Raw genomic sequence first — 14,643 nt, 5'->3', positions numbered from 1 at the left:
GGCAGGTGTGCGCGTTTCCCCACTTTGAGCCAAACCTTCAGGGCGGTATGAAACCATGGGGCCTATGCGACTGATTGCCCGGGTTCTGATCAATGGCCTCGCCCTCTGGGTGGCGAGCTGGATACTGCCGGGACTGGAGATCTCCAGCTCCGCCACAACGGATGCAGTGGCCAACACCGGCGTGACACAAGGGACGGACACCATCGGGATTGTCCTCGCTTATCTGTTCATTGGCGTCATCTTCGGCCTGGTGAACGCTTTGGTCCGTCCTCTGGTGAGCCTCCTCGCACTGCCCCTGACGATCCTGACCCTGGGCCTGTTCACCGTCGTTATCAACGCCGCGATGCTCTACCTGACATCCTGGATCAGCAGCTACACGCCCGTGCACTTCACCATTGATTCCTTCTTTTGGACTGCCGTTTTTGCCGCGATCATCATCACCTTGGTCTCGCTCGTGGCCGGCAGGATTACCGGCACCCGACGGTAGCGGACGGGGCGCCAGCGCTGCGGCCGCCGGAAGTGTTAATAGCGCCCCCTCCGCTACCGCCCGCCGTACCCGCGCTCCCGCCTGCGGTTGTCCACCGCCTGGAGATCTGAGCCGGGACCCTTAGCCCGGGACAGGGAAAACCGTGTGGCCGTCGCCGTTCCACCCGCTCCCAAAGCCGCGCCGAGTGCCGCAGTGGAGGCCACCAGCGAGGGATCAGTGCTGGCCGACACCAGCCGGGCGCCGTCCTGGTAGCTGGTGAGCTGATGGCCTGGGCCGATACCCACGTGCTCCCCAGTCTGGGCGTACAAATCATTGGTCATGGTTGCTGTGACCTGGTTCCTGGCGTCCCTGTTTTGCGCGCCGTCTGTGCCAGGGACCCAGTCAGTCCGATGCTCAAGATGGAGTGTGCTGACGTCGGGACCCGGTCTGATTCCCGCCACGGGTGATCCTGCTGTCAGTACGTACTTGAGGTCATAGCCGCTCAGGAAATCCTCGTTCCCAGCCAGGTTCATCGCGTGGATTCCACCTTGGCTGTAACCCACTCCCACCACTGTGGCGCCTTTTGGAGCCCCGGCCGCCCTTAGTGCCTCCAGAGCCGCCGCGCTTACATTCTCTGAATGGTTGCCAACGCCCTCAACTACTCCGTTCAAACCGAATGGGTTCTCGTCGGGGGTATTCAGTTGGGTACCGGGAATCACCACTACATAGGCTTTCTGCCCGTTGTTCTCGACCTCGATCACCTCAATGAAACCCGCGCCACGCGCGTCAATCAGCCGGATACGTTCCAGCAGACCGGCGGGAGAAGGATCAAAATCGATGGGAAGGCTTTCTTGCCGCTGGACTTCAATTGGCTGCGGCCTCATTTTGGGAAGGGTGGCCTCCACGAGCGTCGTGACGAGTGGAGTGGCGTGCACCGCCATGGCTGTCAGGTTTTCGGTGGCTCTTCTGTTGAGGAAGCCACTCCTCCAGAAATCTGCCTGCATTTCCAACTCATTGCCGATGAGTGGCAGGCCCGTACTGGGCGTCCCCGCCAGGGCTTCCGCCGTTTCGTACTCCTGCTTGCAAGCGCGCACCTGGCCGCTGATGCGCTGCAGCTCGGTCCGTACTCTTTGGATGCTCCGCTCTGACTCACCTACCGCGTTCATGGCCAGGCTGCCCGACCACCGGGGCAGGTCCTGGAATGGAACAAGGTCCTCCCAGAGCCGGCGGATTTCAACCTCCATTCCGGAAAGCTCGCCGGCCAGGTCATCCAGCTTTTCGGCGCCGCCCGTCAGCTCCTCCAGCTGGAACCTGATGCCGCCCACGCCTCCGCGGATTGCGAGGGATCCGTCGTCGGGAGGACCGGACAATTGGATGGAACCAGTGCCCGAAGGCGTCACATCGGGCATCAGCGCAGTCCCGGATAGGTGCAGCCGGCGGTTAAGGTCTCCTGGCTGTGCCGCTCCACGGCCGCCTTTGCCTCACCCAACGCCTCAAGGGCGCGGCGCAGTGCTGCCGACTGAAGCAAAACCGCGTCCCGGTAAGCACGCCCGGCCGGCGACTCCCACTGCAGCATCTGGATATCCCTGAAGCTGTCCAACACCGCCTCACCGCGGCCAAGGCAGACGGCCACCCGTTCGGCCAGCTGCTTCACCTGCGAGACGCGAAGCATCTCCTGCTGCAGGTCTGCCCCTGCCAGTTGGCTGTCCATCACCCAACCTCCTTCTTCAACCGGCCTCTGCCGGCGCGGCCCCGCTGATCTGCCTGGGATGAACGCTACGGAGGCCAGCGCGCGGACCCAACCATCGTCGTCGGCTATGTGGACAAGTAACCTGCTAAAGCCGCCGCGGCAGTTCATGAAAGAATCAGCACATGCCTGAAACCGCCGCCACAGCTGATACCCGTACGCCCTCAGGACGCCTGGCCCTCGCCGCGTCCCCGGAAAAAATCGCGCTTGGTCCGCTGGACGGCCGCTACCAGTCCGCCGTCGCGCCCCTCGTTGACTACTTGTCCGAGGCGGCGCTTAACCGCGACCGCGTGGCAGTGGAAGTGGAGTGGCTCATCCACCTGACCAGCAACAACGTCCTTCCCGGCGCCGGGCCGCTGACGGCCCCGCAGCAGGAGCAGCTCCGCGCTGTCGTCACCGAATTCGATGCCGCCTCCGTTGCCGAGCTGGCCGAAATCGAGGCCGTCACGGTCCACGACGTGAAGGCTGTGGAGTACTACATCGGCCGCCGCCTTCCGGCGATCGGCATCGAAAACCTGACGGCCATGGTGCACTTCGGCTGCACCTCCGAGGACATCAACAACCTCTCCTACGCGCTGGGCATCAAGGGCGCTGTGGAGGATGTGTGGCTTCCCGCGGCGCGTGCACTCGTGGCCCAGATCAGCAAAATGGCCGAGGACAACCGCGCCGTCCCCATGCTGTCCCGCACCCACGGCCAGCCCGCAACCCCTACCACCCTCGGCAAGGAACTGGCAGTCACAGCGCACCGCCTGACCCGGCAGGTGGACCGGATCGCCGGAACGGAATACCTCGGCAAGATCAACGGCGCAACCGGCACCTACGCAGCGCATGTTGCGTCCGTTCCCGGCGCAGACTGGCAGCAGGTGTCCAAGTCCTTCGTGGAAGCTTTGGGGCTCACCTGGAACCCGCTGACCACGCAGATCGAAAGCCACGACTGGCAGGCAGAACTGTACGCGGATGTCGCGCGTTTCAACCGCATCCTCCACAACGTCTGCACGGACATCTGGAGCTACATCTCCATCGGCTACTTCGCACAGATCCCCGTGGCCGGCGCCACCGGCTCCTCCACCATGCCGCACAAGGTCAACCCCATCCGGTTCGAAAACGCAGAGGCGAACCTGGAGATTTCCAACGGCCTGCTGGACACCCTGGGCGCAACGCTCGTCACGTCCCGCTGGCAGCGCGACCTCACGGACTCCTCCAGCCAGCGCAACATCGGCGTGGCCTTTGGCCACTCACTGCTGGCCATTTCCAACGTTGCCAAGGGCCTGGAACGCCTGGACGTGGCTGAGGACGTACTGGCAGGGGACCTCGACACCAACTGGGAAGTCCTGGGCGAAGCGATCCAAATGGTGATGCGCGCCGAGGCGATTGCCGGCGTCGAAGGCATGGAAAACCCCTATGAGCGGCTCAAGGACCTCACCCGCGGCCAGCGCGTTGACGCTGCCCGCATGCAGGAGTTCGTACAGAGCCTTGGCCTTTCGGCCGATGCCGAGGCGCGGCTGCTCGCGCTCACACCGGGCAAGTACACGGGCATCGCGGACCAGCTGGTGGACCACCTCAAGTAGTCCGGCCGCAGCAGGCAGGAAAAGTACGACGGCGCCGCCGGGCTCGGAAGGGCCCGGCGCCTACTGCTGTGCGGGCCCTTTGCAGGGGCTGGCCTGGCGGGCGGGCTCCGGATGCGAAACTGGAGGCATGAAGCTGCTCCTGATCCGTCACGGACAAACCCCCGGAAACGTACTGGGCCAACTGGATACGGCACACCCCGGTCCGGGGCTGACCGAACTGGGCGAACGGCAGGCGGAGGCTCTGGCCCGTTCGCTGGTGAATGAGCGGATCGAGGCCCTGTACGCGTCCACCCTGATCAGGACCCAGATCACCGCAGCCCCGCTGGGCCAACTGCACACCCTGGACGTCGAAGTACTGGACGGCCTGCATGAGATCGAGGCAGGGTCGCTGGAAAAGCTGACCGACCACGAGTCGCACAAGCGGTACATGGGGACAGTGATGTCCTGGGCCGCAGGGGACCTCGACCGGCGGATGCCTGCAGGTCCGGACGGCCACGACTTCTTCGAACGTTTTGACGCAGCCATCGCCAAGGTCCTGGGACGGGTATCAGGCCCGGAGGCTACGGCCGCGGTGGTCAGCCACGGCGCTGCCATCCGCACCTGGGCCGGGCGCCGGGCGGAGGGCGCGGACCACGAGTTCGCTGCGAAGCATGTGCTGGCCAACACCGGAATCGTCGCCTTGGAAGGCGATCCGGACAACGGCTGGAAACTCCTCCACTGGGACGGCAGCCCGGTAGGAGGCCTGGCACTTGCTGATCCCACCGCGGAGGACCCTACCGGGAAGAACGTTGCGGAGCCTTAGGCCAGCTGCCTGATCCGGCGGGACGGGAAAACGGCCATTTTCCTGCACATGCCGCTCAACTCCCCCGCAGTATCCGCGGGCACAAGCCGGGCGGCCATGGTGGCAGCCTCGGCCGCCGTCGGGCGCGCATCGCTGTCCATCGCGGTCAGTGCCCGGAGCAGGTGACACCATCCGTGGCCGAGGGAGTCCGGAATAACGGGGCTCCGGAGAGTCCTGGCCACCAGCGATTCGATCGCGGTGCCCGGAAAAGCCTTGGCTCCGGTCAGTAGCTCCAGCAGCACCAGCCCCATGGCATAGACGTCCCAGGTGGTCCGCGCCGGCCCGCCCGCAGCCTGCTCAGGGCTCATGTAGTGCACTGTTCCCGATGAGATGCCTGGCTCGGGAGGCGAGCCCGCCGCAGCCACGATGCCGAAGTCGATGATGCGCACAGGGCTCCTCCGCAGGCCGCTGAGCATCAGGTTGGCAGGCTTGATATCCCGATGCACCAGACCCTTTTCATGCAGGTGGGCCAGGGCTCCAAAGAGGCCGCCAGCCCAGCCGGCAACGTCACCGGCGAGGGGCGGGCGGGTGCGGGCCGCTTCGGCGAGGTTCGTTCCGAGGGCCAGTTCTTCGACCAGGAACGGACGCCCGGCAAGCGGGGTCCCGGCGGGCATGACACCCTGCGCGATGAACCGGATGATGGACGGATGGTCCAAGGCCGCCAGGACTGCGGCTTCGTTATTGGTCCGCTCGAAGTGTTTTTTGGATTCACCCACCGCCACCTTGACGGCTACGTCCGGACCGCCTTCCCGATCAGCAGCGCGGAAGACTTCGGCCAGCGAACCGCGGCCCAGCCGTTCCTTGAGTTCGTAGCGCCCGGCCACCACGTCCGCGGACAGGAGCGCACCTGGTTTTTGGACAACCGCTGCCGCGTGGGTGCTCATGCGGACAGGGCGGGGGCCGCGCCCAAACCGGCGTCGAGCTGAAAGCCGCAACCGCAGCGCCACACCGGCGGCAGCAGGACAGGACCTTCGCTGTCCGGCCCAAAGGAATAGCCGACGGCGACCGGACCCACCGCCGGGGTCACAAGGTCCATGCTGGCGCCGCAATGGACGGCGGCGAGGCCGTCCGGCTCCGGAATCGGCTGGAAGCCCTTCAGGGATGTGCGTCCTGCCAAGACATCAGGGGAACCAAGCTCAGTAAAGGTGACCAACGCACTCACGACTCCGTCTGTTGGGTTTCAGGAACTGATCGTAAGCATACATATTACTAGCTGGTCTAGCTAACTAGGCCCGCCACTCTCAGCGCGTCCCTCGTCAAGATGCTCCAAGGCATTGGTCATCTGCTGCAGGAATTCAACTACTACGCGGGCCTCGTCAGCACTGAGCCCTTCCGCTACGGCCATCATCCGGCGGTGCATCGCACCGAGAGTCACCCGGACCTCCTTGTCCGACTCCACGGTGGGAACAACCACCACCGACCGCCGGTCCGTGGGGTGCGCCTCGCGCCGGACATGCCCGCTGGCCACCAACCGGTCGATGAGCGAAGTGGTGGAAGCGCTGGTGATGCCCAGAAACTGGCTCAGGTCCTTCGGCGCGGCGGTCCTGCCCGAGGCCTGGGCGCGCAGCAGGTAGCGCAACGCGAGGATGTCCGTCTCACCCATCCCCATGGAATCCCGGGTGGACCTTCGGACGGCTGTTTCCGCCGCCCTGTAGTCACGCAGCGATTTCAGCACCGCCGAACTGTAGTCCAACTGTCCGTCCGGACCGTACCAGTAGCCGGAGCCTTCATTACCTGTGGAGCGCATAAGAACATCCTAGGCGAGCTGGTTACTAGCCAGCCAAGCGATCTACCCCGCAGCGTTATCCCGGCGCTTACGCGGAAGAAACACCCGCGTAACCCCGGTCTTTTAGCCTTGTTTTGCATATCCCTTCGGCGAATCGAGGCAGACATGCAGACCAACCCGCGGCTGAACATCCGGCAGGTCACCTGGTCCAACCCCGTGGGCGCTGATCTCCGCCGCGCCCAGCAGGCCGAACTCGACGCCCGCTTTGGCACCCCGGACCACGAACCCGGCCCGCCGCCGTCGGGCGCTGACTGCGCGGTGTTCCTGGTTGCGTACGACAAAGGCTCGGGCCAGCCGGTGGGCTGCGGGGGATTGCGGCTCCTTGATCCGGCTACAGCGGAAATCAAGCGCCTGTACGTCCTGCCCTACACGCGAGGCTCTGGCGTGGCCAGTTCCATCCTCGCCGCACTGGAAGCCGAAGCCTTCAAGCAGGGGATCACGCGCATCAAAGCTGAAGCCGGATTCGCCCAGCCCGACGGCCGGAATTTTTACGAGACCTCCGGCTTCGAACCTGTTCCCAACTTCGGCCCCTACGTTGGCATTGAACACTCCTACTGCTACGCGAAGGGCATCCACGCCCGCAGCGCGGCGCACACAGCGATGGCATAACAACAGCACCGTGCCAGCCCGTCACACTCGGTGCCGCCTGCGCTCCTCAGCTAACCTCTGCCTATGGAATCAGCAGACATCACCTTCCGCACCCGAAAGTGGGTCCGGCCCGAGGACCTCAATGCGAATGGGACGCTTTTTGGCGGCAGCCTGCTGAAGTGGATCGATGAGGAAGCCGCCATTTACGCCATCCTCCAGCTCGGCAATGGCCGCGCGGTCACGAAGTACATTTCCGAAATCAACTTCGTCAGCTCCGCCGTCCAGGGCGACCTGATCGAGATGGGGCTGACCGCCACCCGGTTCGGCCGGACGTCGCTGACCATGCGCGCCGAGGTCCGCAACATGATCACGCGCCAGAGCATCCTGACCATTGAGGAGATCGTCTTCGTCAACCTCGACGCGGCCGGCAAGCCCGAGCCGCACGGCTACACCGAAATCACCTACGAGCGGGACAGGATCCCCACGCACCACCTCACGGACACGCTCCAGCAGGACTGAAGCCGGACGAATCGCACGACGGCGGGCGGGGGCAGAAAGTTAACCCCCGGTTTACGCCCGGGGCACCAGCCGTTCCTCCAACTGGATCAGAGTGGGCAGCCGGGCTGTTTATCGAATCGATAGCAATAACGCCCGCCTTTTGCCATGTCCGGCTATAGGCTGGCCGGACATGCTCCGATTCCAGTCCAGAAATGAGTCCTGATCGTGCGTAAATTCCAAACTCTGGTTGCCGCCGCCGTCGCCGTCACCCTTCTCGCCGGTTGCGCCGGGGGCGCAGCCTCACCTGCCGCCTCCGGCGGTTCTTCACCGGCTCCTGCCGGTGGTTCCCGCGAAACCCTGGTGATCTACACCAACTCCAATGGCGAAGGCCGCGGCGACTGGGTGACTGCAAAGGCGGCAGAGGCCGGCTTCAAGATTGAGATCGTGGGTGCCGGCGGCGCTGACGCGACCAACAAGCTGATCGCCGAGAAGAACAACCCGGTTGCCGACATCGCGTTCGGCCTGAACAACATGTACTTCTCCCAAATCAAAGCCGAGGACGCCCTCGAACCGTACGAGCCTGCGTGGGCCGGGGACGTTGATCAAGAACTGGGGGACGGTGAAACATACTGGCCGCTGGTGAAGCAGGCCATCCTCCTTGGCTACAACTCCGACAAAATCTCCAAGGATGCCGCACCGCAGGACTGGACCGACCTCTGGACGAAGGACGGCCTCAAAGCCCGTTACGAGCGTGTGACTGGTCTCGGCACTGCCACAGCCCAGCTGGTTTTCGCGGGCATCCTCAGCCGCTATCGGGACGACTCCGGAGATCTGGGCATCTCGGATGAAGGCTGGAAGCAGGTGGAGCAGTACTTCCAGAATGGGAGCCCGGCAGTTGCCAAGACTGACCTCTTTGCCCGTATCGCCTCCGGTGAAGTGGACATGGGCCAGATGCCGTCATCGATCATCGCCGAGCGGGAAAAGTCATTCAACGTGAACGTTGAGACCGTGATTCCGTCCGTCGGCGTCCCCCTTGCCGTAGAGCAGATAGCGCTGGTGAAGGGCAGCAAAAAGAAGGAACAGGCACAGAAGTTTATCGACTGGTTCGGAAGCGCCGATGTCCAGGGCGAGTTCGCACAGAAGTTCAACTCCATGCCGGTGAATCAGGCGGCCGAGGCGAAAGCCAATCCTGAGGTAGTGGCCTTCTTCGCGGACCTTAAGCAGCAGGACATCGACTGGGAATTCGTGCAGGAGAACATGGGCGCCTGGGTGGAGAAGATCGAACTCGAGTACATGACGTAACCGGTTTTCCTGCTTCACGCCCGCCCAGTCCGCTCCACCAGACAGGTTTGCCATGATCCGCTTGGACAACATTGAAGTTTCCTTTGGCGATTTCACCGCCATCCCGCATCTGGACCTGCACGTCCGGCCCGGAGAGTTCTTCACCCTGCTGGGGCCCTCAGGCTGCGGGAAGACGACGGCGCTGCGCACCCTGGCGGGTTTCATCCAGCCGTCCAAGGGCACAGTCCGTGTGGACGGCAAGGATGTCACCCGGCTTCCCAGCGACAAGCGGCAGGTGGGCATGGTGTTCCAGAACTACGCCCTCTTCCCCAGCATGAGCGTGTGGGAAAACATTGCCTTCGGGTTGCGGGTGCGGAAGGAGAAACCTGCGGAGAGCGATCGGATGGTGCGGGACATTGCGCGGCGGGTGGATCTCAGCGATGAGCAGCTGGCCAAGAATGTGGCAGAGCTTTCCGGCGGGCAGCAGCAGCGTGTGGCCGTGGCGCGTGCACTCGTACTGCGGCCCAAGATCCTGCTGCTGGATGAACCCCTCTCCAACCTGGACGCGAAGCTCCGGCACCAGCTGCGGCAGCAGCTGAAGGACCTGCAGAGCCAGTTCGGCATCACCACGGTCTACGTCACGCATGACCAGGATGAGGCGCTGGCGATGAGCGATCGGGTGGCCGTTTTCAACAAGGGCGTGGTGGAGCAAGTGGGAACTCCGCAGGAAATCTATGACCGCTCCGCCACCGAGTTTGTCTGCAACTTCATCGGGGACAGCTCAGCGCTCACGCCGGAGTTCGTCGCGGAGTTGAACCGGCTCTCGGGAGCGGACCTCAGCACGGAAGCCAGCTCCTACCTGCGGGTGGAAAAGGCGTCCCTGAAGCCGGCGGCGGGCGGGGGAGCCGCCGTCGGACTTCCCGGAACGGTAGCGTCCCGTACCTACCACGGCCTGCACAGCCGGTACCTGGTGCGCAGCCACGGCGCGGATATTCGCCTTCTCGTCCGGGAGGACGGCGGCCCGCAACCGGAGCCGGGAAGCCCCGCCACTGTGTATCTCCAGCCTGAACACATCCTGCAGTACCACCGCACGGCAGGTAACGCCGTGGAGCGGGAGGACCAGGCGGTGCCACTGCCATGAGCGGCGCTTCGGTCCGCGGCATGGCCCACTCCCCGTTCGTCCTCGTGGTGGCCGCCCTGCTCACCTGGTTCATCGCCGCATTCCTGGTGTGGCCCAACGTCAACATCCTGATGGAGACGTTTTTTTTTTTTTCCGGACGGCAGCTTCTCCGGACGCGCCGCCGAGAAGCTGTTCTCCTCCCAACGGGCCATGAAGGCCCTGGGGAACAGTTTCCTGCTCGCTGTCGCCTTGTCCATCACGGTGAACCTGGTGGGAATCTTCATTGTGCTGGTGACGCATTATTTCCGGATCAGGGGATCCAGGATCCTCTTCCTGGGCTACGCCTCCACCTTCATCTATGGCGGGATCGTGCTGGCTGCGGGCTACAAGTTCATCTACGGCGACAAAGGCATCGTCACCACCCTGCTGGTGAAGGTGTTCCCCGGCCTGGACCCGGGCTGGTTCTCGGGTTTCTTCGCGGTTCTGGTGGTGATGACCTTTGCCACCACCACCAACCACATGCTGTTTGTGGCCAACGCCTTGAAGGGCATCGACTACCAGACAGTCGAGGCGGCGCGGAACCTCGGCGCTTCCAGCTGGACCATCCTGCGGCGGATAGTGCTGCCAATGCTCAAGCCAACGCTGTTCGCTGTCACCATCCTGTCCTTCCTTACCGGCCTGGGCGCGCTGAGCGCACCGCAAGTGCTGGGCGGCCGTGACTTCCAGACCATCACGCCGATGATCCTGACCTTCACGAACAGCCCCACCTCCCGTGACCTCGCTGCGCTGCTGGCCGTCATCCTGGGCGTGGCCACCATCCTGATGCTCGCGGTGATGTCCCGACTCGAAAAGGGCGGCACCTATTTTTCCGTCTCCAAGGTTTCCTCGGCGCTGGAAAAGCAGGACATCACCAACCCGGTGGCCAACGTGGTGGTCCATGCCGTGGCTTACTTGTTGTTTGCTGTGTACACGCTGCCCGTAGTGCTGATCGTGCTGTATTCGTTTGCCGATGGTGCAGCCATCCAGACCGGACAGCTCGCCCTGGGCAACCTGACGCTGGACAACTACGTGCGGGTCCTGACCCAGCCCTCAGGGCTGAGGCCGTTCATCGTCAGTGTGGTGTACAGCGCCTTGGCCGCCGTGATCGCCGTCGGCGGTCTGCTTTTCGTGGCGCGGCTGCTGCAGAAGTACAGGAACTGGGTGGCGACTGTCTTTGAATACCTGCTGCATATTCCTTGGATCCTACCCTCGGCGCTGCTCGCGTTGGGCCTGATCATCAGCTATGACCACCCCAATCCGCTGGTGGGCGGTGCTGTTCTCACTGGAACCACCGTGATCCTGCTGATTGCCTTCGTGACCGTGAAGATTCCGTTCACGCTGCGGATGCTCAAGGCCTCCTTCGCCTCGATTAATTCATCGCTCGAGGAGGCGGCGGCCATCATGGGGGCCAAAACCCTCTACGTGTTCCGGCGGATCCTCCTGCCCCTGGTCCTGCCGGCGGCAGCCGCCATCGCGGCCCTGAACTTCAACAGCCTGCTGGACGACTACGACACAGCCATCTTCCTCGCCCACCCGCTGGTCCAGCCCCTCGGCCTGGTGATCAAGGCCAATACGGATGGAGCCGAAGGTGTGGAAGGCGTGGCCAATACCTTCGTCTACACCGTGCTCCTGATGATCATCACGGGGGTCACCATGTATCTGGTCTACGGGCGGGCCAGGCGGAAAGGGACCGCCAAGAAACGGCTTCCTGCCGTGCCGTCCGCCGCTGTGCCTCCGCCCGCCGTCACTTCCGTTTCCGGTGCGGACAGCAAGCTTCCCGCAGCACCCATGCGGTGATCAGGCTGCGGAACCGCGCCCGACGGCGGCAGGCTCGGGCCGCCGTCGGGCCAGGTCAAGCAGGCGATCACGAAGGGGCTGGGCCCCTTCCGCGAGCGCGACACGCCCCAGCGCGGACGAGGCCAGGCTCAGGGCGCGCGTCCGCAGCCGCCGCTGCCGGTCGTAGGCACGCAGTGCCTGGCCTTCGGGCAGCGTATTAAGGAGGTCCGCGAGTGTGACCGCATCCACCAACGACTCGCAGGCGCCGCGTCCCAGGGTGGGCATCATGCCGTGCGCGGCATCGCCGATCAGGACCCTCCTGGCGCGAACGTACGACCCGAGGCGGGGAACTGTCCAGATCCGCTGCACCAGTAGGTTTTCGGGCGCAGCCGCCGCCAGCACCTGGCGGATGGCCGGCGCGTGCCCTGCGTAGCGCTCCCGGGCCTGCTCCAGGGCTGAAGCTGCATCGATGCCATAGGGGCCGAGGTCGGACCGGTAGCTGGCGTACCAGAACATACCGCTGTAGGAGGCGGCCATCCCGAACAGGTCCCCGCGGCCCCAGTACTCGCCGACCGCGTCCGGGCTGACCCGCGTGGGGAGAGTCCCGCGCAGGGCAAGGTAGGGAGTGAGCCCGGCAGCGGTACGGGCACCCCACGCCTCGCGGCGGACCATGCTGTGCACACCGTCGGCCCCTACCAGCAGGCCGCCGCCGGCCGGAAGAGCCTGGGCATGGCTGGTGACCCGGCGCACGGTTCCGGGCACCGCTGCATCAAGCAGCCGCAACAGATCGATCCGGGAAATGCCGAACATCCCGCCGGCGTCGACGGTAACCCACGGCTCGCCCGCGGCGTTACGGACCCACCCGCTGCCAATCACCGGGCTGACGGCCCGCGCCTCCTCCAGCACCCCAATCCGTTCCAGTGCGCGCTGGGCGTTCGGCCACATGCCCAGGGCGGTACCGACGGTGGGCAGCTCCGGCCGCTTTTCGTAAACGGTCACCTCGAAACGGCCCGGGTCCAGGCTTGCGGCGAGCGCCAGCCCTGCAATGCCACCACCAACAATCGAGATCGGTTCCATAGTGCGATTTTACTACTTTTGTAGTGACATGGAAGAGGCAATTACACTGGGCCCATGCCTGACCGCCGGACCCAACTGCTGGATGCCGCCTTGGCCGTTCTGGCGGACAAGGGCATGAAGGGCCTCACCCACCGGGCGGTGGATGCCGCCGCCCACCTGCCCGAAGGCACCACCTCCAACTACTACCGGAACCGTGCAGCCCTCGTGGAAGCGGTGCTTGACCGCCTGTTGGAGCTGGATGCCGCACTCCTCCAGGACCAGGGACCCGCCGGTCCGCCGCAGAACGTTGAGGAGCTGGCAGGCCAGCTGGCCACCCTGATGCTGGCGCTGGCCGGGCCGCACGCGGGGCTCACCCGCGCCCGGCTGGCCATCTCCCTCGACAAGCCGGAGTCAGTGACGGCCGGGCACTTCCGGCTGGTGGGCGGCCTGGAGCGGGCCCTCGCCGCGCTGGGCGTAACTGATGCGCCGGGCCGGGCACGGGATGTGGCCGACTACGGCGACGGCGTGCTGCTCCACCTTTTAACGGTTCGGCGCGACGAGCAGCCCGACGCTGCAGCCATCGCCGCAGCAGTCCGGCGGCTGCTGGGTTAGCTTGCGCCCGGCCAGCCTGTGTAGGCCTCGGCGAGGTAGGCCATGCCGTGCCGGGAGGAGACCACTGAGTGCAGCTCGCCGAGCTGGCGGGCGCGGGAGAAATCGTCAGCGCCGGCCGGAGTGTGCAGCATGGTGGTCATCGAGTAGGAGAACTGCTGCGCCTTCCATACCCGCTCCAGGGCACGGTCGCTGTAGGTTTCCAGCAGCCGGTCAGAGCCGGAGTTGTAGTGGCTGTCCAGCCCTTCGAAGAGGACCTTGACGTCATGGATGGCCAGGTTCAGGCCCTTGGCGCCGGTGGGCGGCACGGTGTGCGCTGCGTCGCCGGCCAGGAAGAGGTTGCCGTACCGCATGGGGGTGTGGACGAAGCTGCGGAACGGCAGCACCATCTTTTCGATGACGGGCCCTTCCTTGAGCTCAAAGCCGTTGCCGTTGACCCTGCTGCGGAACTCGGCCCAGATCCGGTCATCGTTCCACTCCGCCACGTTCTCCTTGGGATCGCACTGGAAGTACATCCGCTGGACGGTCTCGGTGCGCTGGCTGATCAGGGCGAACCCATTGTCCGAATTGGCGTAGATCAGTTCATCGGAACTGCGGGGGGCCTCGGCCAGGATCCCGAACCAGGCAAAGGGGTACTCGTGGAAATACCACTTGCGGTGCGCCTCGGGGATCTGGAACCGGCAGTGGCTGCGGGAGCCGTCTGCCCCCACCACGAAGTCCGCCTGGATCTCATACTCGACGCCGTCAGCGTCGGCGAACCAGACCTTCGGTTTGCCTTCGAGGTCATGGACGGACGTGTCCGAGACGCTGTAGCGGACATCGCCGCCGTCGGCCCTCCTGCGTGCGGCGAGGTCCAGGAACACGTCCGTCTGGGGGTAAAGCCACACGGACTCCCCCACCAGCTCCTTGAAGTCCACGCGGTGGCTCTCCCCGTTGAAGCGCAGTTCTATGCCGTCATGCCGGTCGCCGTCCCGCAGCACCCGGTCCGAAACGCCGCTGTCCACCAGCATGTTCACGGTTCCATGCTCCAGGATGCCGGCGCGGACGGTTTCGGAGATGTCCTTGTGGCTTCGGACTTCGATGACAGTGGATTCGATGCCCGATTTTGCCAGCAGGTGGGACAGCATCAGTCCGGCGGGCCCGGCTCCAATGATGGCCACCTGGGTGGTGATGGTCTTGCGTGCTGCCATTGGACATCTCGCTTCGTTGCGGGGCTCCGCAGGGGCGGTGCCGGGTGGGTGTGTCTGGCAATCAGTCTGCGCCACTGG

16 protein-coding genes are annotated in these 14,643 nt (G+C 64.7%); 9 read left to right on the top strand and 7 right to left on the bottom strand.

Going from position 1 to position 14,643, the window contains the following annotated elements; all coding sequences use genetic code 11:
* Positions 1-64: 64 nt before the first annotated feature.
* Positions 65-487: a phage holin family protein gene (locus QF047_RS21800; RefSeq protein WP_306636716.1), complete on the top strand. Its 423-nt coding sequence runs from the start codon at positions 65-67 to the stop codon at positions 485-487.
* A 53-nt stretch (positions 488-540) separates the two neighbouring features.
* Here the strand turns inward: QF047_RS21800 and QF047_RS21795 are convergent, their stop codons facing one another.
* Both QF047_RS21795 and QF047_RS21790 read right to left on the bottom strand, forming a co-directional pair.
* The gene (locus tag QF047_RS21795) at positions 541-1,875 is read right to left on the bottom strand and encodes a hypothetical protein (RefSeq protein ID WP_307281461.1); all 1,335 of its coding nucleotides are present in this window, start codon (positions 1,873-1,875) and stop codon (positions 541-543) included.
* Positions 1,875-2,177 carry a hypothetical protein gene (locus tag QF047_RS21790; protein WP_307281458.1) on the bottom strand — a complete coding sequence of 101 codons (303 nt, stop codon included), beginning with the start codon at positions 2,175-2,177 and terminating at the stop codon, positions 1,875-1,877. Before QF047_RS21790 ends, QF047_RS21795 begins: the two co-directional genes overlap by 1 nt.
* Before the next feature lie 161 nt (positions 2,178-2,338).
* On the opposite strand from QF047_RS21790, the gene purB reads away from it, so the two are divergent.
* Together purB and QF047_RS21780 are read left to right on the top strand one after the other, a co-directional pair.
* A complete protein-coding gene (purB, locus tag QF047_RS21785) occupies positions 2,339-3,781 on the top strand; it encodes an adenylosuccinate lyase (RefSeq protein ID WP_307281456.1) in 1,443 nt (480 codons plus the stop codon).
* A gap of 127 nt (positions 3,782-3,908) precedes the next feature.
* On the top strand, positions 3,909-4,583 hold the full coding sequence (locus tag QF047_RS21780) for a histidine phosphatase family protein (RefSeq protein WP_307281454.1): 675 nt from the start codon (positions 3,909-3,911) through the stop codon (positions 4,581-4,583).
* On the opposite strand, the gene QF047_RS21775 is transcribed toward QF047_RS21780, so the two are convergent.
* From QF047_RS21775 to QF047_RS21765, 3 genes are all read right to left on the bottom strand, one after another.
* Entirely contained in the window at positions 4,580-5,506 is a 927-nt protein-coding gene (locus tag QF047_RS21775) for a serine/threonine-protein kinase (RefSeq protein WP_307281452.1), read from the bottom strand. The two genes, QF047_RS21780 and QF047_RS21775, sit on opposite strands and share 4 nt — an antisense overlap.
* Complete coding sequence (locus tag QF047_RS21770; protein ID WP_307281450.1) at positions 5,503-5,739, bottom strand: hypothetical protein; 237 nt, start codon at positions 5,737-5,739, stop codon at positions 5,503-5,505. Before QF047_RS21770 ends, QF047_RS21775 begins: the two co-directional genes overlap by 4 nt.
* A 105-nt stretch (positions 5,740-5,844) precedes the next feature.
* Entirely contained in the window at positions 5,845-6,369 is a 525-nt protein-coding gene (locus tag QF047_RS21765) for a MarR family winged helix-turn-helix transcriptional regulator (RefSeq protein ID WP_306636730.1), read from the bottom strand.
* 144 nt (positions 6,370-6,513) lie between these two features.
* Here QF047_RS21765 and QF047_RS21760 point away from each other — a divergent pair, with 144 nt between their 5' ends.
* The 5 genes from QF047_RS21760 to QF047_RS21740 all read left to right on the top strand — a co-directional run bounded on the left by QF047_RS21760 (position 6,514) and on the right by QF047_RS21740 (position 11,731).
* Positions 6,514-7,017 carry a GNAT family N-acetyltransferase gene (locus tag QF047_RS21760; protein WP_307281447.1) on the top strand — a complete coding sequence of 168 codons (504 nt, stop codon included), beginning with the start codon at positions 6,514-6,516 and terminating at the stop codon, positions 7,015-7,017.
* Positions 7,018-7,080: 63 nt separating this feature from the next.
* Positions 7,081-7,515 carry an acyl-CoA thioesterase gene (locus tag QF047_RS21755; RefSeq protein ID WP_306636734.1) on the top strand — a complete coding sequence of 145 codons (435 nt, stop codon included), beginning with the start codon at positions 7,081-7,083 and terminating at the stop codon, positions 7,513-7,515.
* A 204-nt stretch (positions 7,516-7,719) separates the two neighbouring features.
* Positions 7,720-8,796 carry an extracellular solute-binding protein gene (locus tag QF047_RS21750; protein WP_307281443.1) on the top strand — a complete coding sequence of 359 codons (1,077 nt, stop codon included), beginning with the start codon at positions 7,720-7,722 and terminating at the stop codon, positions 8,794-8,796.
* A gap of 52 nt (positions 8,797-8,848) precedes the next feature.
* Positions 8,849-9,916, top strand: a complete 1,068-nt coding sequence (locus QF047_RS21745; protein WP_307281441.1) for an ABC transporter ATP-binding protein — start codon at positions 8,849-8,851, stop codon at positions 9,914-9,916.
* A 189-nt stretch (positions 9,917-10,105) separates the two neighbouring features.
* Positions 10,106-11,731: an iron ABC transporter permease gene (locus tag QF047_RS21740; protein WP_307281437.1), complete on the top strand. Its 1,626-nt coding sequence runs from the start codon at positions 10,106-10,108 to the stop codon at positions 11,729-11,731.
* Here QF047_RS21740 and QF047_RS21735 read toward each other — a convergent pair whose 3' ends face one another.
* Positions 11,732-12,787 (bottom strand): FAD-dependent monooxygenase, encoded by a 1,056-nt coding sequence (locus tag QF047_RS21735; RefSeq protein ID WP_307281435.1) that lies wholly within the window; start codon positions 12,785-12,787, stop codon positions 11,732-11,734.
* A gap of 54 nt (positions 12,788-12,841) precedes the next feature.
* On the opposite strand from QF047_RS21735, the gene QF047_RS21730 reads away from it, so the two are divergent.
* Positions 12,842-13,378 (top strand): TetR/AcrR family transcriptional regulator, encoded by a 537-nt coding sequence (locus tag QF047_RS21730; RefSeq protein ID WP_306636744.1) that lies wholly within the window; start codon positions 12,842-12,844, stop codon positions 13,376-13,378.
* On the opposite strand, the gene QF047_RS21725 is transcribed toward QF047_RS21730, so the two are convergent.
* Positions 13,375-14,565: a 4-hydroxybenzoate 3-monooxygenase gene (locus QF047_RS21725; protein WP_307281432.1), complete on the bottom strand. Its 1,191-nt coding sequence runs from the start codon at positions 14,563-14,565 to the stop codon at positions 13,375-13,377. The two genes, QF047_RS21730 and QF047_RS21725, sit on opposite strands and share 4 nt — an antisense overlap.
* Positions 14,566-14,643: the final 78 nt, after the last annotated feature.

The organism is Arthrobacter sp. W4I7 (genome assembly GCF_030816215.1).
GTDB classification, from domain to species: Bacteria; Actinomycetota; Actinomycetes; order Actinomycetales; family Micrococcaceae; genus Arthrobacter; species Arthrobacter siccitolerans_A.
The sequence above is the reverse complement of the archived record's forward strand: the minus strand, read 5'-3'. Positions and strand labels throughout refer to the sequence as shown.

Excerpts from the sequence above, each read along its gene's own strand:
- QF047_RS21800 (WP_306636716.1), top strand. The coding sequence starts at position 65 with ATGCGACTGATTGCCCGGGTTCTGATCAATGGCCTCGCCCTCTGGGTG.
- QF047_RS21795 (WP_307281461.1), bottom strand. The coding sequence starts at position 1,875 with ATGCCCGATGTGACGCCTTCGGGCACTGGTTCCATCCAATTGTCCGGT.
- QF047_RS21790 (WP_307281458.1), bottom strand. The coding sequence starts at position 2,177 with ATGGACAGCCAACTGGCAGGGGCAGACCTGCAGCAGGAGATGCTTCGC.
- purB (WP_307281456.1), top strand. The coding sequence starts at position 2,339 with ATGCCTGAAACCGCCGCCACAGCTGATACCCGTACGCCCTCAGGACGC.
- QF047_RS21780 (WP_307281454.1), top strand. The coding sequence starts at position 3,909 with ATGAAGCTGCTCCTGATCCGTCACGGACAAACCCCCGGAAACGTACTG.
- QF047_RS21775 (WP_307281452.1), bottom strand. The coding sequence starts at position 5,506 with ATGAGCACCCACGCGGCAGCGGTTGTCCAAAAACCAGGTGCGCTCCTG.
- QF047_RS21765 (WP_306636730.1), bottom strand. The coding sequence starts at position 6,369 with ATGCGCTCCACAGGTAATGAAGGCTCCGGCTACTGGTACGGTCCGGAC.
- QF047_RS21760 (WP_307281447.1), top strand. The coding sequence starts at position 6,514 with ATGCAGACCAACCCGCGGCTGAACATCCGGCAGGTCACCTGGTCCAAC.
- QF047_RS21755 (WP_306636734.1), top strand. The coding sequence starts at position 7,081 with ATGGAATCAGCAGACATCACCTTCCGCACCCGAAAGTGGGTCCGGCCC.
- QF047_RS21745 (WP_307281441.1), top strand. The coding sequence starts at position 8,849 with ATGATCCGCTTGGACAACATTGAAGTTTCCTTTGGCGATTTCACCGCC.
- QF047_RS21740 (WP_307281437.1), top strand. The coding sequence starts at position 10,106 with ATGAAGGCCCTGGGGAACAGTTTCCTGCTCGCTGTCGCCTTGTCCATC.
- QF047_RS21735 (WP_307281435.1), bottom strand. The coding sequence starts at position 12,787 with ATGGAACCGATCTCGATTGTTGGTGGTGGCATTGCAGGGCTGGCGCTC.
- QF047_RS21730 (WP_306636744.1), top strand. The coding sequence starts at position 12,842 with ATGCCTGACCGCCGGACCCAACTGCTGGATGCCGCCTTGGCCGTTCTG.
- QF047_RS21725 (WP_307281432.1), bottom strand. The coding sequence starts at position 14,565 with ATGGCAGCACGCAAGACCATCACCACCCAGGTGGCCATCATTGGAGCC.